This is a genomic window from Clostridium sp. D5, from assembly GCF_000190355.1.
Lineage (GTDB): Bacteria > Bacillota > Clostridia > Lachnospirales > Lachnospiraceae > Faecalicatena > Faecalicatena fissicatena_A.
Map to the genome: position 1 here is coordinate 65,619 of NZ_GL870820.1, position 22,343 is coordinate 87,961.

Sequence of the window (22,343 nt, forward strand, 5' to 3'; positions counted from 1 at the left end):
TGCATCGCATGTAAGTGACCAAAATACGGTCACTAAGTGCTCATAGCTATAAAAAAACGAAACAGATAACAGGAGGAAAAATATATGTATTCAGAAAAGGTAATGGATCACTTTGAACATCCAAGAAACGTAGGAGAAATAGAAGGTGCCAGCGGCGTTGGTACAGTGGGCAATGCAAAATGCGGGGATATCATGCGTATTTATCTGGATATTGATGAGAATCAGATTATCCGTGACGTAAAGTTTAAGACATTCGGCTGCGGAGCAGCGGTTGCAACCAGCAGTATGGCAACGGAACTGGTAAAGGGAAAAAATATCCAGGAAGCAATGCAGATTACAAACAAAGCCGTAATGGAGGCTCTGGACGGACTTCCACCGGTGAAAGTACACTGTTCTCTGCTGGCGGAGGAGGCAATCCATGCCGCTCTCTGGGATTATGCAGAAAAGCATGATATTACGATTGAGGGGCTGGAAAAGCCAAAGTCAGATATCCATGAGGGTGAGGAAGAAGAGGAAGAGGAATATTAATGAGTAAAGTAGTAGTCGGAATGTCCGGAGGTGTTGATTCTTCGGTAGCGGCTTATCTTCTGAAGGAACAGGGATACGACGTCATCGGAGTGACCATGCAGATCTGGCAGGATGAGGACCGTGCGGTTCAGGAAGAAAACGGCGGATGCTGCGGCTTAAGCGCTGTGGAGGACGCCAGAAGAGTGGCCGCGGAACTGGAAATTCCATATTATGTGATGAACTTTAAACAGGAATTTAAAGAGCATGTCATTGATTATTTTGTGGAAGAATATCGAAACGGCAGAACGCCGAATCCCTGTATTGCCTGTAACCGGTATGTGAAGTGGGAGTCTCTGCTGCACCGCAGCATGGCGATCGGGGCCGAGTATATTGCTACGGGCCACTATGCAAGGGTAGTAAAACTGGACAATGGACGATTTACTCTGAGACGTTCAGCTACGCTTGCAAAGGATCAGACATATGCACTTTATAACCTGACCCAGGAACAGCTGGAGCATACGCTGATGCCTGTGGGGGAATACTCCAAGGATGAAGTGCGAAGGATTGCAGAAAAAATAGGCCTGATGGTTGCAAATAAGCCTGACAGCCAGGATATCTGTTTTGTGCCGGACGGTGATTATGCATCTTATATAGAAGAAACCGCGGGGATCAGGATGCCGGAGGGAAATTTTGTGAGCAGTGACGGCCGGGTGCTGGGACGCCACAAAGGGATCACACACTATACGGTGGGACAGCGGAAGGGCCTGGGACTCGCCCTGGGATATCCTGCTTTTGTGCTGGAAATCCGTCCCGATACCAATGAAGTGGTGATCGGTACAAATGAAGAATCTATGACACACACTTTGAAAGCGGACAGGCTGAACTTTATGTCGGTGGAAGATTTGACAGAACCTTTACGTGTCTTTACAAAAATACGCTATAACCATAAAGGAGCCTGGTGTATAATTGAAAAGACGGGAACGGATGAAGTGCTCTGTACATTTGAAGAGCCGCAGCGTGCAGTAACTCCCGGACAGGCTGTTGTATTTTACGACGGTGAATATGTACTCGGTGGAGGAACCATTTTATGATAACCAGTGATTTTCATATGCATACGGATTTTTCTTCGGACAGCGAGGCGGCCCCCAGAGATATGATAGAGGGTGCTATTGCAAAGGGGATGAGGAGAATCTGTATCACTGACCATAATGACAAAGACTATCCTTATCATGAGGATGTAGGCATTACGGCATTTACATTTGATATAGACAAATATTTTCGGGAGTTGACTTCCCTCAGGGAGGAATATGCGGACAAGATCGAAGTGTGTATTGGGATTGAGATCGGACTGCAGCCTCACCTGGGAGAATATTATAAAGAATTAGTGAATAAATATCCATTTGATTTTGTGATAGGATCGGTTCATGTGGTGAACGGTGAGGACCCCTATTACAGGGAGATGTTTGAGAAACGGACCGATGAAGAGGCATACAGAGAGACATTCCGGGTAACACTGGAAGATATAGAAGCAGTGGAGGATTTTGATGTACTGGGCCATATTGACTATGTGGTGCGTTATGGTAAGAACCAGGCACAGGAATACAGTTACCGGAAATATGCGGACTGCCTGGATGAGATCCTGAAAAAGGTCATTTCCATGGGAAAAGGTATTGAAATGAACATGGCCGGGTTCAAATACGGGCTTGGCTTCTGCCACCCCCATCCGGATGTGATCAGACGTTACAGGGAGCTGGGCGGTGAGGTCATAACAATCGGCGCTGACGGGCATCAGCCGGAGCATATTGCCTACGATTTTCAGAAGGCGGGGGACATCCTCAAGGGCTGCGGTTTTAAATACTACACAGAATTTAAGGCCAGAAAGCCGATTTTTCAACAACTTCCATAAAAATGCATTTAGCACTTGAATTTTTGTTCTTGATTTAGTACAATAAACCGTAGTTGATGAATCTTTAACAAACATTATGTTTGCTGAGGATTTCACAATATAAATGACTGTGTAACAGTTAACAACTTTTAAAACTTTAGGAGGAATTAATCATGGCAGTAAAAGTAGCGATTAATGGATTTGGACGTATTGGACGTCTCGCATTCAGACAGATGTTCGGAGCAGAAGGATATGAAGTAGTTGCAATCAACGACTTAACATCTCCAAAAATGTTGGCTCACTTATTAAAATATGACTCAACACAGGGAAAATATGCACTTGCTGACAAAGTTACAGCTGGTGAGGACTCTATCACAGTAGACGGAAAAGAAATCAAAATCTATGCAAAAGCTAACGCTGAAGAACTTCCATGGGGAGAGATCGGTGTAGACGTAGTTCTGGAGTGTACAGGCTTCTATACATCAAAAGCAAAAGCAGAAGCTCACATCAAAGCAGGCGCTAAGAAAGTAGTTATCTCCGCTCCAGCTGGAAATGACCTTCCTACAATCGTATACAATGTTAATCACGATGAACTGACAAAAGATGACAACATCATCTCAGCAGCTTCCTGTACAACAAACTGTCTGGCACCTATGGCTAAAGCACTGAACGACCTGGCTGAAATCAAAACAGGTATCATGTGCACAATCCACGCTTACACAGGTGATCAGATGACACTTGACGGACCGCAGAGAAAAGGCGATCTGAGAAGATCCCGTGCAGCTGCAGTTAATATCGTTCCTAACAGCACAGGCGCAGCAAAAGCGATCGGTCTGGTTATCCCGGCCCTGAACGGCAAGCTGATCGGAGCTGCTCAGCGTATTCCTACTCCTACAGGATCAACAACAATCCTGACAGCAGTAGTTGAAGGAAATGTAACAGTTGATCAGATCAACGAAGCTATGAAAGCTGCTTCCAACGAATCTTTCGGATACAACACAGATGAGATCGTATCCAGCGATATCGTAGGAATGAACTTTGGTTCTTTATTCGATGCTACACAGACAATGGTACTTCCTCTGGACAACGGAACAACACAGGTACAGGTTGTATCATGGTATGACAATGAGAATTCTTACACAAGCCAGATGGTAAGAACAATCAAATACTTTGGAACATTACTGTAAGTCGGCATTTCGGAAAATTTAATCGGCAGATTAATTTCTAAAAAATAGACTCACAAAGGGTCCGGTCTAATATAGGGCCGGATCCTTTTTTATGTTATAGGAAATTCCTCTGGCATTTCCTATAACATAAAAACCCTCCGGGGGATGCGCACTGCGGTGTAAGAGGCAGATGTCGCGATGCGGCCGCCGCAGGCGCGAGTTTCGCAAGCGAAACTCTATTTTCTTATTAAATAAACAGGAGGCAATAAAATGCTCAACAAAAAATCAGTAGACGATATTAATGTTAAGGGTAAAAAAGTTCTTGTAAGATGCGACTTTAATGTACCATTGATCGACGGAAAGATTACAGATGAGAACCGCCTTGTAGCTGCACTTCCTACCATCAAAAAGCTGGTTGCGGACGGCGGTAAAGTGATCCTCTGTTCACATCTCGGTAAGCCGAAGGGACAGCCTCTTCCAGAATTATCACTTGCACCGGTAGCAGTCAGATTATCCGAACTGCTCGGACAGGAAGTGAAATTTGCAGCAGATCCGGAAGTAGTAGGAGCAAATGCAAAAGCGGCAGTAGAAGCAATGAATGACGGCGATATCATTCTTCTTGAGAATACACGTTACAGAGCAGAAGAGACAAAGAACGGCGAAGCGTTCAGCAAAGACCTGGCGTCTCTGTGCGATGTATTTGTAAACGACGCATTCGGAACAGCACATAGAGCACATTGCTCAAATGTTGGTGTTACACAGTTTGTAGATACAGCAGTAGTAGGATACTTAATGCAGAAGGAGATTGATTTCCTCGGAAATGCAGTAGAGAATCCGGCAAGACCATTTGTTGCAATTCTCGGAGGAGCAAAAGTTTCCAGCAAGATTTCTGTTATCGAGAACCTGCTGGACAAGGTTGACACGCTGATCATCGGCGGCGGAATGTCCTACACATTCAGCAAGGCTCAGGGCGGAAGCGTCGGCAATTCTCTTCTGGAAGAAGATTACTGCCAGTATGCACTGGATATGATCAAAAAGGCAGAGGAAAAAGGCGTGAAGCTTCTTCTTCCACTTGACAATGTGATCGCAGACGATTTTTCCAATGACGCTCATTCAAAAGTAGTGGGACGCGGAGAGATTCCGGATGGCTGGGAAGGCCTGGATATCGGACCTGAAACAGCAAAATTATATGCCGATGCTGTGAAGAGTGCAAAGACAGTCGTATGGAACGGACCGATGGGATGCTTCGAGATGCCGAACTTTGCAGCAGGTACAGAGGCTGTGGCAAAGGCTCTTTCAGAGACCGATGCAGTTACCATTATCGGCGGCGGCGACTCAGCAGCAGCAGTAAACCAGCTGGGATACGGTGATAAGATGACACATATCTCCACAGGTGGCGGCGCTTCCCTGGAATTCCTGGAAGGAAAAGAACTTCCGGGTGTAGCGGCAGCAAACGACAATTAATCAGCTTAACATTTTAAAGTATACCCAAAGGGCATTACGTCTTTCATGCCCTGCGGGCGGATCTGCAGCAAAGCTGCGGAATATAGTGAAGATAAAAGGAGACCATATCATGGCAAGAAAGAAAATTATCGCAGGAAACTGGAAAATGAACAAAACTCCAAGCGAGGCAGTAGCACTTGTTGAAGAGTTAAAACCATTAGTAGCAAACGAAGAAGTAGACGTAGTATTCTGCGTACCTGCAATCGACATCGTTCCGGTTGTAGAGGCTGCTAAGGGAAGCAATATCCAGGTTGGCGCAGAGAATATGTATTTTGAGGAGAGCGGAGCCTATACAGGAGAGATCGCTCCGGCTATGCTTGTAGATGCAGGCGTAAAATACGTTGTTCTCGGACATTCCGAGAGAAGAGAATACTTCGGTGAGACAAACGAAGATGTGAACAAGAAAGTGCTCAAAGCATTCGAGCACGGCATTACACCTATCATGTGCTGCGGTGAGACACTGGAGCAGAGAGAGCAGGGTGTGACAATGGACTTTATCCGCCAGCAGGTGAAAGTTGGTTTCCAGAACGTGACAGCAGATCAGGCAAAAGAAGCAGTCATTGCTTACGAGCCGATCTGGGCGATCGGAACAGGCAAGACAGCTACAACAGAGCAGGCTCAGGAAGTATGCGCAGGAATCCGTGCATGCATCGCTGAAGTTTATGATGAAGCTACAGCAGAGGCAGTACGCATCCAGTACGGCGGATCTGTAAATGCGGCAACGGCTCCGGAATTATTTGCACAGGCAGATATCGACGGAGGACTTGTCGGAGGAGCATCTCTGAAAGCTGATTTCGGTAAGATTGTAAACTATAAATAATACGAAATGCAGATATTTGCAGGGAAGGGAATCGTGGGGAGCGCAGGGACGGGCTCGCCACGATTTTTACTTGTGATTCTCTGTAGATTATGTATATCAAACAGGAGACAGAATATGCAGTATGAGATAATACCGATCCGGACGAAAGAGTCCGCTGAAGATACGAAATTTTATGCCTATATATTAAAAAGCTCCATGGATTTTCAGCTGGACGTGTATCGTCCGATGATCATTCTCTGCCCGGGAGGCGGCTATGAAATGACCAGTGACAGAGAGGCAGAGCCGATTGCCATGCGCCTTCTGAGTATGGGATATCATGTGGGTATATTGCGGTATTCCGTGGCACCTGCACGTTTTCCAACGGCGCTGCTGGAACTGGCGGAAGTGATGAAGCTGGTGCATGAGAACCGTGAAAAATGGCATGTAGATGCAGATAAGATCTTCGTACAGGGTTCGTCGGCAGGGGGACATCTGGCCGCAAGCCTGGGAGTATTCTGGAATCAGCCGTTTCTCTGTGAATTGGCAGGGACAACTCCGGAGATACTGAAACCATGCGGAATGATCCTGAGTTATCCGGTGATCACCTCCAGGCAGGAATATGCCCATGAGGGAAGCTTCAGAAACCTTCTGAGCAGCAGGTATGAAGAGCAGAAGGACATGGTTTCGATCGAAAAGCAGGTGACATCTGATGCACCTCCATGCTTTATATGGCATACATTTACAGATGAGACTGTGCCGGTTGAAAATGCTCTGTTACTGGTACAGGCTCTCAAAAAGGCCGGGGTATCCACGGAATTTCATATGTATCCCGTGGGAGAACATGGCCTTTCTCTGGGGGATAAGACGAGCGCAAGAGCAGACGGCAGCATGATCTGTGAGCCGGTGCAGTCCTGGATCGGCCTGCTGGAAACATGGCTGAAAGGTATGACAGATAGAAGTAACAGTTCAGACAGGTCTAACTGTTACGATTAGAATTGCAAAATCCGGCAAAAACATGTACAATAAGTTCCGGAATGCAGCATAATGAAATATAAAGGAGATTAATATGAGTAAAAAACCAACTGTATTAATGATATTGGATGGATATGGACTAAATGACAATACTGCCGGCAATGCGGTAGCGGAAGGCAAAACGCCGGTTATGGATAAATTAATGGCTGAGTGCCCCTTCGTGAAAGGAAATGCAAGCGGCCTGGCGGTAGGTCTGCCGGACGGCCAGATGGGAAATTCAGAGGTTGGACACCTCAATATGGGCGCAGGAAGAATTGTATACCAGGATCTGACCAAGATTACAAAAGCGATCCAGGACGGCGACTTTTTTCAAAACAAAGCACTTCTTGCGGCATGCGAGAATGCGAAGAAGAATGATTCTGCCCTGCATATGTTCGGCCTAGTATCTGACGGTGGCGTACACAGCCACAATGAGCATATTTACGGCCTTCTGGAACTTGCTAAAAAGCAGGGGATCAAGAAAGTATATGTACACTGCTTCCTGGACGGACGTGACACACCGCCTGCATCCGGCAAGGACTATGTAGAACAGCTGGAAGCAAAGATGAAAGAGATTGGCGTAGGCGAGGTTGCAAGCGTGATGGGACGCTACTATGCAATGGACAGAGACAACCGCTGGGACAGAGTGGAAAAAGCATACAAGGCTCTTGTAAAAGGCGAGGGAGAGACCGCGGTATCAGGCCCTGCAGGTATCCAGGCTTCCTACGATGCAGATAAGACAGATGAATTCGTACTGCCTGCAGTTGTAATGAAGGACGGCGCTCCGGTTGCAACGATCAAAGACAATGATTCTGTGATCTTCTTCAACTTCCGTCCTGACCGTGCAAGAGAAATTACGAGAACGTTCTGTGACGACGACTTTGAAGGATTTGACAGAGGTGCGCGCGTTAAAACTGTTTTTGTATGCTTTACAGACTATGATGTAACAATTGGGAATAAACTGGTAGCCTTTGCGAAAGATGAGATTACCAATACATTCGGGGAATTCCTTGCAAAGAACCATAAGACACAGGCACGTATCGCTGAGACAGAGAAGTATGCGCATGTAACGTTCTTCTTTAATGGGGGAGTAGAAGAGCCGAATGAGGGAGAAGACAGAATCCTTGTAAAATCCCCGAAGGTTGCAACATACGATCTGAAGCCGGAGATGAGCGCTTACGAAGTGTGCGGTAAACTGGTAGATGCCATCAAATCCGACAAATACGATGTAATTATCATCAACTTTGCAAATCCTGATATGGTGGGACACACAGGAGTAGAGGATGCTGCTGTTAAAGCCATTGAGGCAGTGGATGAGTGTGTAGGTAAAGCTGTGGATGCACTTAAGGAAGTAAACGGACAGATGTTTATCTGTGCAGATCATGGTAATGCGGAGCAGCTGATTGACCAGGAGACAGGTGAGCCGTTTACTGCTCATACGACCAATCCGGTACCGTTTATTTTAGTCAATGCAGATCCGGCATACAGCCTGAGAGAGGGCGGATGCCTGGCAGATATCGCACCAACCCTGATCGAAATGATGGGGATGGAACAGCCAAAAGAAATGACTGGGAGATCTTTACTTTTGAAGTAGGGGGGACGCCTGCCGTGGAACGGTACGGGGATGCCCGGGTTGGGATGGCAGCAGGCCTTCTGAAGGGCATACATGTCATTTCATAATGCGGACACGAACCTAAGACATTCTAGGAGGCAGACAGCCGGGAAAATGGGGCACGGCTGACACATCATGGGAAAATTGATATTTTCCCACGCTGGGTCAGCCAATTCTGTGATTCGGAATCACAGAATTTCCCCATTTTCCCGGCTGTCTGCCTCCAAGAATGTCTAAGGTACGCTTTAGCATTTTGAAATGACATGTACGCCCTTCAGAAGGCCTGCCGCCATTCCAACCCGGGCATCCCCGTACCGTTCCACGGCAGGCTGGTTCAACCGGTAGGAAAAGAAAGAACTGTTCTCCGATTGTGTGGTGCTGGTTATAACTCCAGGGTTATTAGATTTTGATGACGGAAAGCGGCATATTTTTCGGCTTGTTCTTGGAGATTTTCGCAGCAGGGAGCGTTAGACCACAGGGTTGTATTTATTTCCATGCCACCTTTCTTTTTCTTGCTTGTCCATATTCCGATGATCTCGCCGCGGTATACGATGGCTCCCGGGTTTGATACAAATTTCCATATTTGCTTATGCAGGGATTTGTCCAGCTGCAGGACAGCCCGGTCGCGCTGGTCGAGAAAGGGGTCGTGGGCGCCCAGCAGGAGCAGATCTCTTTGAGGCGGCGGGGGATTCAGAAGCTGTTTTTTGTCGGCCGTCAGGATAAATGCTTTTTTTCCGGATACTGTGACAGGCTCTATTTCTTCTGCCACAGAATTCCAGAGACGTTTTCCCTGTTTTCTGGAGCAGCCCAGCCAGTTTACGAATGAATCTAACGTTGCAGGGCCGTAACAGTGCAGATATTTTCTGGTTAATTTTTTTACTGCATCGCCATCGAACTGAACAGAATGTCCGGTCCAGTTTTTGTAAGAAGTAAAGGAAGGGCTGATTCCGCGGCGTTCTCCGAATACGACCAGCCCGTGAAGGGAGCAGGGACGCAGTAAAAAGGACACGACAGCCCCGCCGACGGTCTGTTTGTCCGGACTTCCATACATGGAGGGCTGTTTCCACAATTCCCGTTTACCGGCCGGAAGAAGCGGCAGCATCCATTCAGCCAGAGTCTGATCCAGAGAAGCTTTACTCACAATCATCTCGTCATTCAGCCCCGGTACTACCTGAAGCAGCAGTTCCAACAGCTCCTCAAAAGACATCGCCAGAAAATCAAGAGCCAGCCCAATCCCCTGAGTATAAATCCAGGTCTCCCCTTCCTTAGGAAGCAAAGAGGAAAGAAAAACATCACTCTCCACAGCCGGAAAAACAAAAGGAGCCCCCCGAAAGCTCCACGCCTGTAAAAGAGTCCGGTCCCTATAAAGCAAATCTTCCAGATCCTCAATGCTGCAGTTAGAAATACGGTTAAAAAGCCCCGTTTCCCAGCTCCCTGGCGGAGAATTCTGCAGCCCGCAGGCCCCGGCCAGATCAACCACATTCCCCAACCCATAAAAACGATCCAAATGATGCCCCCTCAGCCTGAAAAACCGAATCTGTTCCACATTCACCTCAGTCATATAAAAATAATCCTTTCTTTAAAATCAAATTAAGTTTTCATACATTACATTTACGTCTAAAAGCGTAATATAACCACAGTCTGTTCAATTTAAAACACAATTCTGGTTCCATGCCAAAACAATAAATCCCTAATTTACAAAATCTATACATTTATCCCATTATACCACATTTTCAACCCTATATTCCGAACCTAAACGAAACATTAAAACCAACACCAGCCGTAACATAACACAAATTCCAACAAACACCAGCCGCAATAATACCACAATTTCCCAACCACCATACGCAGCTCCGGTAACCTTTCACCAACAAGCTTTGCCTCCCGCCTGGATGAACCCAGCCTTGCGTAAGCGGGAAGCAGGAGGGGGAGATTTCCTCTGGTGTGCCGGGCTGCATAGAGTGCGCGTTAGAATTGCTTACAGCGAAAAAGGCGCCTCTTATGGATGCGGATTGATTTACAAAATCAATCTGCAAGCCCGTCTGAGCTTAGAAAGCATCAGGCTTTCTAAGTGAATACGGGCGGTTCCACAAGAGGCGCCTTTTTCGCTGTTAGCAATTCTTAGCAAACGGGCAGCAGCCCGGCACACCAGAGGAAATCTCCCCCTCCTGCTTCCCGCTTACGCAAGGCGCCCTTTTCCAAAGGCTGTAAAAACTTGTTTTATTCCCCCTTATTTTGGTGTATAATGTGGAGGTATCTATTGATGCAATTATGAAAAAGGATTGATGTGCTAATGTATGATAAATTGACGAAAAGCGATATTGAGAAGATCCGGGAGGAGATTGAGCACCGGAAGCTGGTCGTGCGCCGTGAGGCTATAGAGGCGGTAAAAGAAGCCCGGGCCCATGGAGATTTGAGTGAGAATTTTGAGTATCACGCGGCGAAGAAGGACAAGAATAAGAATGAGAGCCGCATCCGTTATCTGGAGAGGATGCTGAAGACTGCGGTAATTGTGGATGACACATCGCAGGAGGATGAAGTAGGCATTAATAATACGGTGGAGTTATATTTTGAAGAGGACGATGAGGTCGAAACTTACCGGCTTGTTACGTCAGTGAGGGGCAGTTCCATTAACGGTCTGATCAGTATTGAATCACCGATTGGGAAAGCCATACTGGGCCGTAAGGTGAATGACAGAGTTTTTGTAAAGGTAAATGAGGACTTCGGATATTATGTGGTGATACGTAATATCATCAACACACAGAATGATGAAGAGGATAAGATCAGAAGTTTCTAAAAAAACGGATGGGGAGATGCAGTGTGCCTGCATTTTACCAGGAGAGCGGGAGGTGGAATTATGGAGATTAAAACGGTTTTGTTTGACCTGGATGGTACATTGACTGATTCCGGGCCGGGCATTATTGCGGGGGTACAGTACGCACTGAAGAAATATGGGATGGAAGTGGATGACATATCCAGTCTGCGCTGTTTTATCGGGCCGCCTCTGAAAGAACAGTTTATAAAATTCTGCGGATTTTCTGAGGAGGAAGGTGCACGTGCGGTGGAGCACTACCGGGAATATTACCGGGACAGAGGCATTTTTGAAAATGAAGTTTATGAAGGCGTACCGGAACTTTTACGGGAATTAAAGGATGCCGGGCTGACAGTCATAATGGCAACCTCGAAGCCGGAAACTTTTGCAGTAACGATTGCGGAACATTTTGAGATCAGCCTGTATTTTGATTTCATCGGCGGCAGCCTTATGGACGGGAGACGGACGAAGAAGTCGGAGGTCATTGAGTATGTTCTGGAGGGAGCAGGTGTAACGGATCGCAGCACTGTTCTGATGATCGGAGACCGGGATTATGATATACTGGGCGCTAAGGAAGCCGGAGTCCATTCTATGGGAGTTTTGTACGGCTATGGTCCGCGGGAAGAACTGGAAGCCGCAGGCGCGGACTTTCTTGTGGAGAGGCCGGAGGATGCACTGGCGTACATTTTATAATCCAGTTTACCTGCCCGGTGCGGCGCAAGAGGCAGATGCAGCGTACGGTCATTGTTGAGCCTAGGGGCGCAGTTGAACTATATTTGGGTATATAATATAGAAAAATTTGAAACATCAGGATAGATTTAACAGAAATTTAGCGTTCCATAAAGCATAAAATTTACGAAGATTCCTTACAATAGAGACAACAGAGAAAAACATTGTTTAAGATTGTGAGGGATAAGTATGTACAAAGGATTATGGAGTCTGATTAACAGGATGGCGGATGAAGAGTCTGCGGCTGGACTGTATCTCGCTGCAAATATCATCTGCTGGACTGCCGCAACAATTGTGCTTGGCCTGGCAGCAGCAGTCCTGCTGCATAAAAGCATAGCCCTGGTACTGGTTAATATCGTATGTGCAGGAGCTTATGCCGGGATTATATTTGGACTGATCGGAGGAATTTTGTTCCTGCAGAGAAAAGACGGTAATGGAAGCAGACAGTAATCTTAATATGAAATACAAATAAAAACACCATCATCATGAGCGCAGAAATGCGAAAGATTCATGATAATGGTGTTTTTTCGTAACAGTTCAGACTTGTCTGAACTGTTACGTTTTTTCTGTATGATAGGATCCTCCTGTCGGCGGATATCCGGCTTTTAGATTCCGCTCATTGCAGCCGCGCCAACAGGCTTTGGCTGTTCTTCAGCGGGTGTTTCCGGATTTTCTTCGGTTTCGGCCTCCATGTTTTTGTTGGCCGTTGAGAGCATGAGCTTGATCCGGTTGAGCTGGTTAACTTCACTGGCGCCCGGGTCAAAATCGATTGCTACCACATTGGACTGCGGGTAAAGTCGGCGCAGCTCCTTGATGACTCCTTTTCCCACGACGTGGTTCGGGAGGCAGGCAAAGGGCTGTGTACATACGATGTTGCCTGCACCGCTGTGGATCAGCTCCAGCATTTCTCCGGTCAGGAACCAGCCTTCACCGGTCTGGTTGCCGATGGAAACAATGTCGGATGCCATTCTGGCCAGATCCTCGATATGCGCTGGGGGATTAAAATGTCTGCTGTCCCTGAACGCATTGGTTGCCGGTGAACGGAACCATTCCAGTGCCTTAATTCCCAGATTACCGACCGTAGCCTTGGACTTCTTGAAGCCCAGGTGTGAAACCTTGAAATTCTGATTGTAGAAGCAGTAGAGAAGGAAGTCCAGCAGATCTGGCACAACAGCCTCCGCGCCTTCGCTCTCCAGAAGGTCTACCAGATGATTATTGGCCGCAGGCAGGAACTTTACAAGGATTTCCCCTACAACGCCTACGCGTGGCTTCTTGATATCCAGTGTCTCAATTGTATCAAAATCATGAATAATATCCCGGCAGAGTTTTTTAAATCTGCGTCTGGAAGGATATCCGCTGGAAACAAATTCTTTACATACCTTCAGCCATTTCTGATGAATGGCATTGGTGGTGCCAGGTACCTTTTCATAAGGGCGCATACGGTATACACACTTCATGAAAATATCCCCCAGAGTGGCCGCATATACACCGCGCAGAGCCAGAGCCGGGGTAATCTTGAAACCGGGGTTGCCCTCCAGGCCGCTCAGATTGATGGAGATAACCGGGATATGTGCGTATCCCGCTTTCTTCAGTGCCCGCCGGATAAAGCCGATGTAGTTGGATGCACGGCATCCTCCGCCGGTCTGGCTGATGATGACTGCCAGATGTTCTGTATCATATTTACCCGATAAAATGGCCTCCATAATCTGCCCGACTACCATAAGAGATGGGTAGCAGGCGTCATTATTTACATATTTCAGCCCCACATCCACTGCCTGCTTATTGTCATTGGGCAGTACCTCCACTTTGTAGCCGGAAGCCTGGAATGCAGGCTCGAGCAGCGCGAAATGCATCGGAGACATCTGTGGGCAGAGAATGGTATGGGTCTTGCGCATTTCCTTTGTAAAAGGCACCTTTTCAATGGCCGCCGGCTGGATCTCACGCTTTGTTTTGCGCTGTTCTCTGACACGGATCGCCGCAAGCAGTGAGCGTACACGGATTCTGGCCGCTCCGAGGTTGTTGACCTCGTCAATCTTCAGAGAGGTATATATTTTATCGGAACGGGTCAGTATCTCGGCAACCTGATCGGTCGTTACGGCATCCAGGCCGCATCCGAACGAGTTCAGCTGGATCAGGTCCAGATTATCCTTTGTCTTTACATAATTGGCTGCGGCATAGAGCCTCGAATGGTACATCCACTGGTCCATGACATTGAGCGGTCTTTCCACCTGATGAAGATGGGAAACGGAGTCCTCTGTCAAAACGGCGATATTGTAGGAATTGATCAGCTCCGGCAGTCCGTGATTGACCTCCGGGTCAATATGATAGGGACGGCCCGCCAGCACAATCCCACGGTTTCCGGTCTCATCCAGGAAACGGATGGTTTCTTCCCCTTTGCGTTTCAAATCCTCGCGGCATGCTGCAAGCTCCGTCCAGGCTTCGTGAACTGCGCTCCGGATTTCATTTTCCGGGATGGAAAATTTACCGGAAAGCTCTTCTGCCAGACGGCTATGTAACGTCTCTTCACTTTGGAAGGAGAGGAACGGATGCATAAAATCTACTTCTCCATGGATAATCGCATCCATATTATTCTTGATGTTTTCCGGATAAGAGGTGACGATCGGGCAGTTATAGTGGTTGTTTGCATCTTCAAATTCATTCCGCTCATATGGAACAGAAGGGTAGAAGATATGCTGCACACCCTGTTCAATCAGCCACTGGATATGGCCGTGGGCCAGCTTCGCAGGATAGCATTCGGATTCACTTGGAATGGATTCAATCCCGAGTTCATAAATCTTCCTCGTTGAGGCAGGGGACAGGACAACCCGGAATCCCAGTTTTGTAAAAAAGGTAAACCAAAACGGGTAATTCTCATACATATTGAGTACCCGCGGAATGCCTACGGTACCGCGTTTTGCGTCTGTTTCGTCAAGAGGAGTGTAGCCGAAATAGCGCTCACTCTTATAGTCGAACAGGTTCGGCAGTTTATTAACGGATTTTTCCTTGCCAAGCCCCTTTTCACAGCGATTTCCAGTGATAAATCTGCGGTTTCCGCTGAAATGATTGATGGTCAGACGGCAGCTGTTTGTACAGCCTTTGCACTTTGTCATAGTAGTTTTATATTCCAGAGCTTCGATCTCATCGATCGGAAGCATAGTGGTACCTTCACATTCCACATAGCGTTCCCTTGCAATCAGGGCTGCACCGAATGCACCCATGATACCTGCAATATCCGGACGGATTGCCTCACAGTCCGCGATCTTTTCAAAGCTCCGCAGAACTGCGTTGTTGTAGAAGGTTCCCCCCTGGACGACAATGTGGTTCCCGAGCTCAGAAGCATCAGAAACCTTAATTACCTTGAACAGGGCATTTTTGATGACGGAATAGGCCAGGCCGGCGGAAATGTCGGCTACCTCTGCGCCCTCCTTCTGCGCCTGCTTTACCTTGGAATTCATAAAAACAGTACAGCGTGTGCCCAGATCAATCGGATTTTTGGCATATAAAGCCTCCTGTGCAAAATCTTCGACCGAATAATTCAGAGACTTTGCAAAGGTTTCGATAAAGGAGCCGCAGCCGGAGGAGCAGGCCTCGTTGAGCTGCACGCTGTCCACGGTCTGGTTCTTGATCTTGATACACTTCATGTCCTGTCCGCCGATGTCCAGAATACAGTCTACATCGGGCTCGAAGAAAGAGGCTGCATAATAGTGGGAAACGGTCTCTACCTCTCCTTCGTCCAGCAGAAGCGCGGCCTTGATCAGCGCCTCTCCGTAGCCTGTGGAACAGGAGTGTACGATGTCCACGCCTTCCGGCAGCTGGCTGTATATATCCTTGATTGCCCGGATTGTGGTGCCGAGCGGATCCCCCTCGTTGTTGTTGTAAAATGAATAGAGAAGAGTTCCGTCCTCACCGACCAGAGCAGCTTTGGTAGTTGTGGATCCCGCATCAATTCCAAGAAATGCTTTTCCCTGGTAGGAGGCAAGATCTTTGACAGGTACCTCGTGTTTTGCATGGCGCTCAATAAAAGAGTCATATTCTGCAGTGGTGGCAAATAGTGGTTCCATCCGGTCCACTTCAAATTCCATTTTGATCTTTCCGGCAAGACGCTCCTGGAGTTCTCGAAGCGCCACATTGATATCCTTTTTGGAATTCAGTGCAGAGCCTATGGCCGCGAACAGGTGGGAGTGCCCCGGAGCAATCGTGTGCTCATCATCCAGCTTCAGCGTGCGTACAAAAGCGGTGCGCAGCTCGGAGAGGAAATGGAGCGGGCCGCCCAGAAATGCTACATGTCCGCGGATTGGTTTTCCGCAGGCAAGTCCGCTGATGGTCTGGTTTACAACTGCCTGGAAAATAGAGGCCGCCAGGTCTTCCTTTGCCGCGCCCTCGTTGATCAGCGGCTGTATATCTGATTTGGCAAACACACCGCAGCGGGCTGCGATGGAGTACAGTGCCTTATAATTTTTTGCATAATCATTCAGCCCTGCAGCATCGGTCTGCAGAAGGGATGCCATCTGGTCGATAAAGGAGCCTGTTCCACCGGCGCAGACACCATTCATACGCTGCTCCACACTGCCGCCCTCAAAATAAATGATCTTTGCATCCTCACCGCCCAGCTCGATGGCAACATCCGTCTGCGGAGCATAATCCTGCAGTGCGGTAGAGACCGCGATTACCTCCTGGACAAAAGGAACCTCCAGGTGTTTGGCCAGGGTCAGGCCCCCGGAACCAGTGATAACCGGTGAGACACGGATCGGTCCCAGCTTGTAGATAGCTCTTCCGAGCAGGTCAGACAGCGTTTCCTGGATATTTGCGTAATGCCGTTCATAATCCGAAAACAGCACTTCATTATCACTGCCCAGAATTGCTATCTTTACTGTAGTGGAACCGATATCAATTCCTAAAGTATGTAATTGGTTTATAGTCATAGTATTATCCTCATCCTTTGAAACATTATATGTCAGTTACTTCTTATTAAATGCAGTTTGTGTTTTTACAACAATTTACATTATACGACATGATCGATAAAAAGACAATTGTTATTATTATGCGGGATACTGGAATATTCGGACAAAGTTTATAAAATTTAACAAATTCCTAACAGGAAAAAAGCTAACATATGTTTGACAAACCCTCGGTGGGACTGTACAATTACTTCATGTAGCTTATCTGTTCAGAATCATGGACATATACGCCGCAAGCCCGTTAAAACCGCGTTTTGCGCTGGGGCTTACTTTGGTGGACTGTTCACCGTGTCCGCACGGGCTGTGCAGTAAATGCACGGATCTGTACTGAACAGTTATCCTGTAACAAGAAATAAAATATAAGGAGTAGATGATCATTGAATTGGTTAAATAAGTTAGAAAGAAAGTTCGGCCGTTTTGCGATACACAACCTGACGATGTACCTGATCGGCGGTTATGTAATCGGGTATGGTATCAAGATGTTTGTGCCAGATCTGCAGTACATGCTGACCCTGGAGCCGGGGATGATCCTGCAGGGGCAGGTCTGGAGACTGGTGTCATGGGTTCTGATTGCACCCAGCGGCAGTATATTTACACTTGTTATTATGGCGATGCTCTATTATTCGCTTGGAACTGCTCTGGAACGCGCATGGGGGGCGTTCCGGTATAATGTATATATTTTTTCGGGAATTCTGTTTACTGTGATCGGGGCATTTGTGCTTTATCTGATCACAGGCGGTATGGTTGGCCTGGGAGGGGCTTTCAGCACATATTATATCAATATGTCTATTTTCCTGGCATTCGCTGTGAGCTATCCGAATATGGAACTGCTCCTGTATTTTATTCTTCCGATTAAAATGAAGTGGATGGCATACGTTTATGGAGCCATTATCCTGTATTCCCTGGTGAGGGGGAATATTGCGACGAGAATCGTGATCATAGCATCCCTTCTGAACTTTGTGGTGTTCTTCTTATCCAGCAGAAATATGAAGCCGTATACTCCAAAAGAAAAGAAGCGAAAAGCGGACTTTAAGAAGCAGTCCCACCCTCACATGACATATCCGAACGGGGCACGCCACAGATGTGCAGTGTGCGGGCGTACAGAGCTGGATGATCCGACACTGGAATTCAGATTCTGTTCAAAATGTAAGGGGAATTACGAGTACTGCCAGGATCATTTGTTTACCCACCAGCATGTTCAGTAAGGCTGTGCAGGGCTGGTTTGAAGTTATATAACAAGAAGGAGACATGAAATGAAGAAGACAAAAGTAGTATGTACAATGGGGCCTAATACCAATGACAGAGAGCTGATGAGAACACTGATCAAAAACGGTATGGATGTTGCACGTTTTAATTTTTCACACGGCGACCATGCTGAGCATAAGAGCAGAATGGATATGTTAAAGCAGCTTCGCGAGGAGGAGCGCTCAAACACCGCAATCCTTTTGGATACCAAGGGTCCCGAGATACGTACGGGAGTGCTGAAAGACGGAAAAAAGGTGCAGCTTGAAACCGGCAGTACGTTTACTTTGACGATTGATGAGATAGAGGGTGACAGCAAGAAGGTATCCATCACATACACCGGTCTTGTGGAAGATGTGGACAAGGGCAAGACGATCCTGATCGATGACGGCCTGATTGGCCTGGAGGTTGTCAGCAAGACAGAGCGTGATATTATCTGTAATGTAATCAACGGCGGGGAACTCGGTGAGCGTAAAGGCGTGAATGTACCGAACGTACCTGTACGGCTTCCTGCAATCACAGACAAAGATAAGGATGATATCAGGTTCGGAGTAGAGGAAGATGTAGATTTTATTGCCGCTTCATTTGTGAGAAATGCTGAGTGTGTGCTGGAGATCAAGGCATATCTGAAGGAATTGAACGCTCCTTACATTCCGATTATTGCAAAGATCGAGAATGCAGAGGGGATTCAGAATATAGATGAGATTATACGTGCGGCGGATGGGATTATGGTAGCCAGAGGGGATCTTGGCGTGGAGATTCCGGCCGAGGAGGTTCCGTATCTGCAGAAGATGATGATCCAGAAGTGCAACAATAACTTTAAGACAGTTATTACCGCAACGCAGATGCTGGATTCTATGATCCGTAACCCACGTCCTACAAGAGCTGAGGTTACGGATGTGGCAAATGCAGTCTATGACGGTACTGATGCTGTGATGCTCTCAGGAGAGACTGCACAGGGCAAATACCCGGTTGAGGCACTGCAGATGATGGTGCATATCATCGAGAATACAGAGCAGCACCTGGAGTATGAGACCATGCTGGAAAAAGCAGGGGATCATCTGCGGACAGGCGTATCAAGTGCAATCGGTTATTCCTCCGTGCTGGCGGCAGCGAATCTGAATGCAAAATGTATTATTACACCTTCCGTATCAGGGGCAACGGCTAGAGTGGTATCCAATTTGAAGCCAAAACAGGAGATACTGGGTGTGACTCCGAATGAGAGGACTCTGCGCAGAATGTCTATCTATTGGGGAGTCAGACCACTGAAGTCCTTGGAATTTGATACCACGGAGGATATCTGCAGCGGGGCTATAGAGCTGGCGCTTGTGAAGCAGTATATTGAGGTGGGAGATGTGGTTGTACTTACGGCGGGGATACCTTCTCCTAGTGTGAAGAAAGAAAAAAGCGGGGTAAGTAATATGATGAGGATTGCTACGATCGAGTAGAGGATTTTGGGGGCGGATGGGGGCGGGGGAAGTACGCCTGCCGCAAGCGGGACAGTCGGGACTGCCGGGGAAGTCTTCGGTGGTTTTGGAGGCTGGCTGTTTGCGAACGAGCCCTAACAGGAAAAAAGGAGAATTTTATGGCACGCCGGCATTCACCGTGTAATCTGATGATTACACGGCTCAGGCCGGCTTGAGATTTGATTTTGTGAATCAAATCTCATCCATAAAATTCTCCTTTTTTCCTGTAAGGGCTCGTAACGCGCACTATGATGCCTCCAAAACCACCGAAGACTTCCCCGGCAGTCCCGGCTGTCCCGCTTGCGGCAGGCTGCGTGCTTCAAGGCGGCAGACGGGATTCGCTTTACGGGAGATCCTGGCGGGGGCGGCGGATTTGAACTGGCTTCGCGGTTCAAATTCTTCTAAGGGAATGGAAGCTTTTTAAGTTTGGGGATTGGGGGGAGTAAAATCTTGTTTTATGAGGTCTGCTTGCTGGTCTGATGTTGAATAATTGTTATGAGGGGATTTGAAGGGGGTATTTTGAGTTTTTATGTCTTATGTAGAATTGTTTGAAGGATTTAGGGTTGACAAGGGGGAGGAGACTAGAGTATAGTGTTCCTATAAAGTACTACTAATTGGATGTGATGGAATGGATGAGCAGAGATTTGTTGAGTGTTTGATGGATTTTAGGATGACGAGGCAGGAGGCTCTTGTTTATTGGACGCTTTTGGTTAAGGGGAAGCAGACTGGGTATGAAGTGGCTAAGGAAGCGGGGATTTCGCGGTCTAATGCTTATAGTTCGCTGGCGGCTCTGGTGGAGAAGGGGGCGGCTTATCTGGTGGAGGAATCTGCGAAACGGTATGTTCCGGTTGCTTTGGAGGAGTTCTGTGAGAATTGTATCCGGAGGATGAAGGAGGAGGAAGAGTGGATGGTGAATCATCTTCCTGTTGAACATGTGGAGGAAGAGGGGTATATTACTATTGAGGGGGAAGGGAATATACTGGATAAGATCCGCAATCTGCTTGTGAATGCCCGGGAGCGGGTTTATATTTCCTGTCCGGTGCGGCTTTTGGATGGTTTTGAAGAGGAAATGAAGCGGCTGGGGGACGCTGGGAAGAAAGTGGTGATTATCACGGATGGGGAGTATTTCCTGGAGGGCGCTAAAGTCTATGTTACCGGGGATAAGGGAAGACAGATCGGGCTTATAGTGGATTCAAAATATGTATTGTCCGGAGAGTATGGAGCGGGAAGCATGAACACCTGCCTGTATTCGGGACAGAATAATTTTGTAATGGTCTTTAAGACGGCCCTGGCTAATGAAATTCAATTAATAGAGATACGTAAAGGAGAGAATCAGAGATGAATAAAGAAACATTTGTAACGAAAGCACAGCTGGATGAGATTGTGAAAGAATTTCCGACACCTTTTCACCTTTATGATGAAAAGGGAATTCGGGAGAATGTGAAGGCTCTGAAGGAGGCTTTTTCATGGAATCCGGGTTATAAAGAGTATTTTGCGGTTAAGGCAACGCCGAATCCGTTTTTAATTGATATATTGAAAGAGTATGGCTGCGGCTGTGACTGCTCTTCTTATACGGAACTGATGCTCTCCGATGCTGTGGGCATAAGAGGCGAAGACATTATGTTTTCTTCCAATGATACTCCCGCGGAAGAGTTTATTCTGGCGGATAAACTGGGGGCGATTATCAATCTGGATGATATTACCCATATTGACTTTCTGGAGCAGACGATCGGGCATATTCCGGAAGTGATCAGCTGCCGTTATAATCCGGGCGGGCTGTTTAAGATCAGTAATGATATTATGGACAATCCGGGAGATTCCAAATACGGGATGACGACACCGCAGATGTATGAGGCTTTTAAGATTCTGAAAGAAAAAGGGGCAAAGGAATTCGGAATTCATGCGTTTCTGGCCAGCAATACGGTGACAAACGAGTATTATCCAATGCTTGCTAAGGTTCTGTTTGAGCAGGCTGTGAGCCTGCAGAAGGAGACAGGTGTCCACATCAGTTTTATTAATCTGTCCGGCGGGATCGGGATTCCATACAGACCCGGCCAGGAGCCGAATGATATCCGTATTATCGGTGACGGTGTGCGCAGAGTATATGAAGAAGTACTTGTGCCGGCAGGTATGGGGGATGTTGCTATTTATACCGAACTGGGCCGCTACATGATGGGACCTTACGGATGTCTTGTGACAAAGGCAATCCACGAAAAACACACCCACAAAGAGTACATCGGTGTGGATGCATGTGCAGTTAATCTTATGCGTCCCGCAATGTACGGCGCTTATCACCACATTACGGTCATGGGGAAAGAAGACTGGCCGTGCGACCACAAGTACGATGTGTCAGGATCACTCTGCGAGAATAATGATAAGTTTGCCATTGACAGAATGCTTCCAGAGGTGGAAATGGGAGACTATCTGGTGATACATGATACAGGGGCACACGGATTTTCCATGGGGTATAACTACAATGGAAAGTTAAAATCAGCGGAAGTGCTCCTGAAGGAAGACGGCAGTGCTCAGCTGATCCGCCGTGCGGAGACTCCGGCAGATTATTTTGCAACTTTTGACTGCTTTGATATTGGAAAAAAACTTGGAAAAAAATTGCTTGAGAAATAAATGAAAACTATTGCAAAATAGCTGGGAT

Annotated in this window: 17 protein-coding genes; 15 read left to right on the forward strand and 2 right to left on the reverse strand. The window is 47.3% G+C overall.

Going from position 1 to position 22,343, the window contains the following annotated elements:
- The first annotated feature begins 84 nt into the window (after nt 1-84).
- From nifU to gpmI, 8 genes are all read left to right on the forward strand, one after another.
- A complete protein-coding gene (nifU, locus tag HMPREF0240_RS20460) occupies nt 85-528 on the forward strand; it encodes a Fe-S cluster assembly scaffold protein NifU (protein WP_009005312.1) in 444 nt (147 codons plus the stop codon).
- Nucleotides 528-1,598: a tRNA 2-thiouridine(34) synthase MnmA gene (gene mnmA / locus HMPREF0240_RS20465; protein ID WP_009005313.1), complete on the forward strand. Its 1,071-nt coding sequence runs from the start codon at nt 528-530 to the stop codon at nt 1,596-1,598. Before nifU ends, mnmA begins: the two co-directional genes overlap by 1 nt.
- Nucleotides 1,595-2,413, forward strand: coding sequence for a histidinol-phosphatase HisJ family protein (locus HMPREF0240_RS20470; RefSeq protein WP_009005314.1), 819 nt, complete (start codon nt 1,595-1,597; stop codon nt 2,411-2,413). Before mnmA ends, HMPREF0240_RS20470 begins: the two co-directional genes overlap by 4 nt.
- A 152-nt stretch (nt 2,414-2,565) precedes the next feature.
- Nucleotides 2,566-3,579 carry a type I glyceraldehyde-3-phosphate dehydrogenase gene (gene gap / locus HMPREF0240_RS20475; protein ID WP_009005315.1) on the forward strand — a complete coding sequence of 338 codons (1,014 nt, stop codon included), beginning with the start codon at nt 2,566-2,568 and terminating at the stop codon, nt 3,577-3,579.
- A gap of 249 nt (nt 3,580-3,828) precedes the next feature.
- On the forward strand, nt 3,829-5,022 hold the full coding sequence (locus HMPREF0240_RS20480; RefSeq protein WP_009005316.1) for a phosphoglycerate kinase: 1,194 nt from the start codon (nt 3,829-3,831) through the stop codon (nt 5,020-5,022).
- 109 nt (nt 5,023-5,131) lie between these two features.
- Entirely contained in the window at nt 5,132-5,881 is a 750-nt protein-coding gene (tpiA, locus tag HMPREF0240_RS20485) for a triose-phosphate isomerase (RefSeq protein ID WP_009005317.1), read from the forward strand.
- 114 nt (nt 5,882-5,995) lie between these two features.
- On the forward strand, nt 5,996-6,853 hold the full coding sequence (locus HMPREF0240_RS20490) for an alpha/beta hydrolase (protein WP_009005318.1): 858 nt from the start codon (nt 5,996-5,998) through the stop codon (nt 6,851-6,853).
- A gap of 73 nt (nt 6,854-6,926) precedes the next feature.
- Entirely contained in the window at nt 6,927-8,465 is a 1,539-nt protein-coding gene (gene gpmI / locus HMPREF0240_RS20495; protein WP_009005319.1) for a 2,3-bisphosphoglycerate-independent phosphoglycerate mutase, read from the forward strand.
- A gap of 400 nt (nt 8,466-8,865) precedes the next feature.
- On the opposite strand, the gene HMPREF0240_RS20500 is transcribed toward gpmI, so the two are convergent.
- Nucleotides 8,866-10,044, reverse strand: coding sequence for a winged helix DNA-binding domain-containing protein (locus HMPREF0240_RS20500; RefSeq protein WP_009005320.1), 1,179 nt, complete (start codon nt 10,042-10,044; stop codon nt 8,866-8,868).
- 732 nt (nt 10,045-10,776) lie between these two features.
- On the opposite strand from HMPREF0240_RS20500, the gene greA reads away from it, so the two are divergent.
- The 3 genes from greA (at nt 10,777) to HMPREF0240_RS20515 (ending at nt 12,474) form a co-directional block, all read left to right on the forward strand.
- Nucleotides 10,777-11,280, forward strand: a complete 504-nt coding sequence (gene greA, locus HMPREF0240_RS20505; protein WP_009005321.1) for a transcription elongation factor GreA — start codon at nt 10,777-10,779, stop codon at nt 11,278-11,280.
- Between the two features lie 60 nt (nt 11,281-11,340).
- A complete protein-coding gene (locus tag HMPREF0240_RS20510; protein ID WP_009005322.1) occupies nt 11,341-11,988 on the forward strand; it encodes an HAD family hydrolase in 648 nt (215 codons plus the stop codon).
- A 225-nt stretch (nt 11,989-12,213) separates the two neighbouring features.
- Complete coding sequence (locus tag HMPREF0240_RS20515; RefSeq protein WP_009005323.1) at nt 12,214-12,474, forward strand: hypothetical protein; 261 nt, start codon at nt 12,214-12,216, stop codon at nt 12,472-12,474.
- Nucleotides 12,475-12,629: 155 nt separating this feature from the next.
- On the opposite strand, the gene HMPREF0240_RS20520 is transcribed toward HMPREF0240_RS20515, so the two are convergent.
- A complete protein-coding gene (locus HMPREF0240_RS20520; protein ID WP_009005324.1) occupies nt 12,630-16,946 on the reverse strand; it encodes a 2-hydroxyacyl-CoA dehydratase in 4,317 nt (1,438 codons plus the stop codon).
- A 413-nt stretch (nt 16,947-17,359) separates the two neighbouring features.
- On the opposite strand from HMPREF0240_RS20520, the gene HMPREF0240_RS20525 reads away from it, so the two are divergent.
- The 4 genes from HMPREF0240_RS20525 to HMPREF0240_RS20540 all read left to right on the forward strand — a co-directional run bounded on the left by HMPREF0240_RS20525 (nt 17,360) and on the right by HMPREF0240_RS20540 (nt 22,315).
- On the forward strand, nt 17,360-18,187 hold the full coding sequence (locus tag HMPREF0240_RS20525) for a rhomboid family intramembrane serine protease (RefSeq protein WP_009005325.1): 828 nt from the start codon (nt 17,360-17,362) through the stop codon (nt 18,185-18,187).
- A gap of 48 nt (nt 18,188-18,235) precedes the next feature.
- A complete protein-coding gene (gene pyk, locus HMPREF0240_RS20530) occupies nt 18,236-19,672 on the forward strand; it encodes a pyruvate kinase (protein WP_009005326.1) in 1,437 nt (478 codons plus the stop codon).
- 646 nt (nt 19,673-20,318) lie between these two features.
- On the forward strand, nt 20,319-21,032 hold the full coding sequence (locus HMPREF0240_RS20535; RefSeq protein ID WP_009005327.1) for a TrmB family transcriptional regulator: 714 nt from the start codon (nt 20,319-20,321) through the stop codon (nt 21,030-21,032).
- Nucleotides 21,029-22,315 carry a diaminopimelate decarboxylase gene (locus tag HMPREF0240_RS20540; RefSeq protein WP_009005328.1) on the forward strand — a complete coding sequence of 429 codons (1,287 nt, stop codon included), beginning with the start codon at nt 21,029-21,031 and terminating at the stop codon, nt 22,313-22,315. The genes HMPREF0240_RS20535 and HMPREF0240_RS20540 overlap by 4 nt, the downstream gene beginning before the upstream one ends.
- Nucleotides 22,316-22,343: the final 28 nt, after the last annotated feature.

Coding starts and splice junctions, on each gene's coding strand:
- nifU (WP_009005312.1), top strand. CDS start 85: ATGTATTCAGAAAAGGTAATGGATCACTTTGAACATCCAAGAAACGTA.
- mnmA (WP_009005313.1), top strand. CDS start 528: ATGAGTAAAGTAGTAGTCGGAATGTCCGGAGGTGTTGATTCTTCGGTA.
- HMPREF0240_RS20470 (WP_009005314.1), top strand. CDS start 1,595: ATGATAACCAGTGATTTTCATATGCATACGGATTTTTCTTCGGACAGC.
- gap (WP_009005315.1), top strand. CDS start 2,566: ATGGCAGTAAAAGTAGCGATTAATGGATTTGGACGTATTGGACGTCTC.
- HMPREF0240_RS20480 (WP_009005316.1), top strand. CDS start 3,829: ATGCTCAACAAAAAATCAGTAGACGATATTAATGTTAAGGGTAAAAAA.
- tpiA (WP_009005317.1), top strand. CDS start 5,132: ATGGCAAGAAAGAAAATTATCGCAGGAAACTGGAAAATGAACAAAACT.
- HMPREF0240_RS20490 (WP_009005318.1), top strand. CDS start 5,996: ATGCAGTATGAGATAATACCGATCCGGACGAAAGAGTCCGCTGAAGAT.
- gpmI (WP_009005319.1), top strand. CDS start 6,927: ATGAGTAAAAAACCAACTGTATTAATGATATTGGATGGATATGGACTA.
- HMPREF0240_RS20500 (WP_009005320.1), bottom strand. CDS start 10,044: ATGACTGAGGTGAATGTGGAACAGATTCGGTTTTTCAGGCTGAGGGGG.
- greA (WP_009005321.1), top strand. CDS start 10,777: ATGTATGATAAATTGACGAAAAGCGATATTGAGAAGATCCGGGAGGAG.
- HMPREF0240_RS20510 (WP_009005322.1), top strand. CDS start 11,341: ATGGAGATTAAAACGGTTTTGTTTGACCTGGATGGTACATTGACTGAT.
- HMPREF0240_RS20515 (WP_009005323.1), top strand. CDS start 12,214: ATGTACAAAGGATTATGGAGTCTGATTAACAGGATGGCGGATGAAGAG.
- HMPREF0240_RS20520 (WP_009005324.1), bottom strand. CDS start 16,946: ATGACTATAAACCAATTACATACTTTAGGAATTGATATCGGTTCCACT.
- pyk (WP_009005326.1), top strand. CDS start 18,236: ATGAAGAAGACAAAAGTAGTATGTACAATGGGGCCTAATACCAATGAC.
- HMPREF0240_RS20535 (WP_009005327.1), top strand. CDS start 20,319: ATGGATGAGCAGAGATTTGTTGAGTGTTTGATGGATTTTAGGATGACG.
- HMPREF0240_RS20540 (WP_009005328.1), top strand. CDS start 21,029: ATGAATAAAGAAACATTTGTAACGAAAGCACAGCTGGATGAGATTGTG.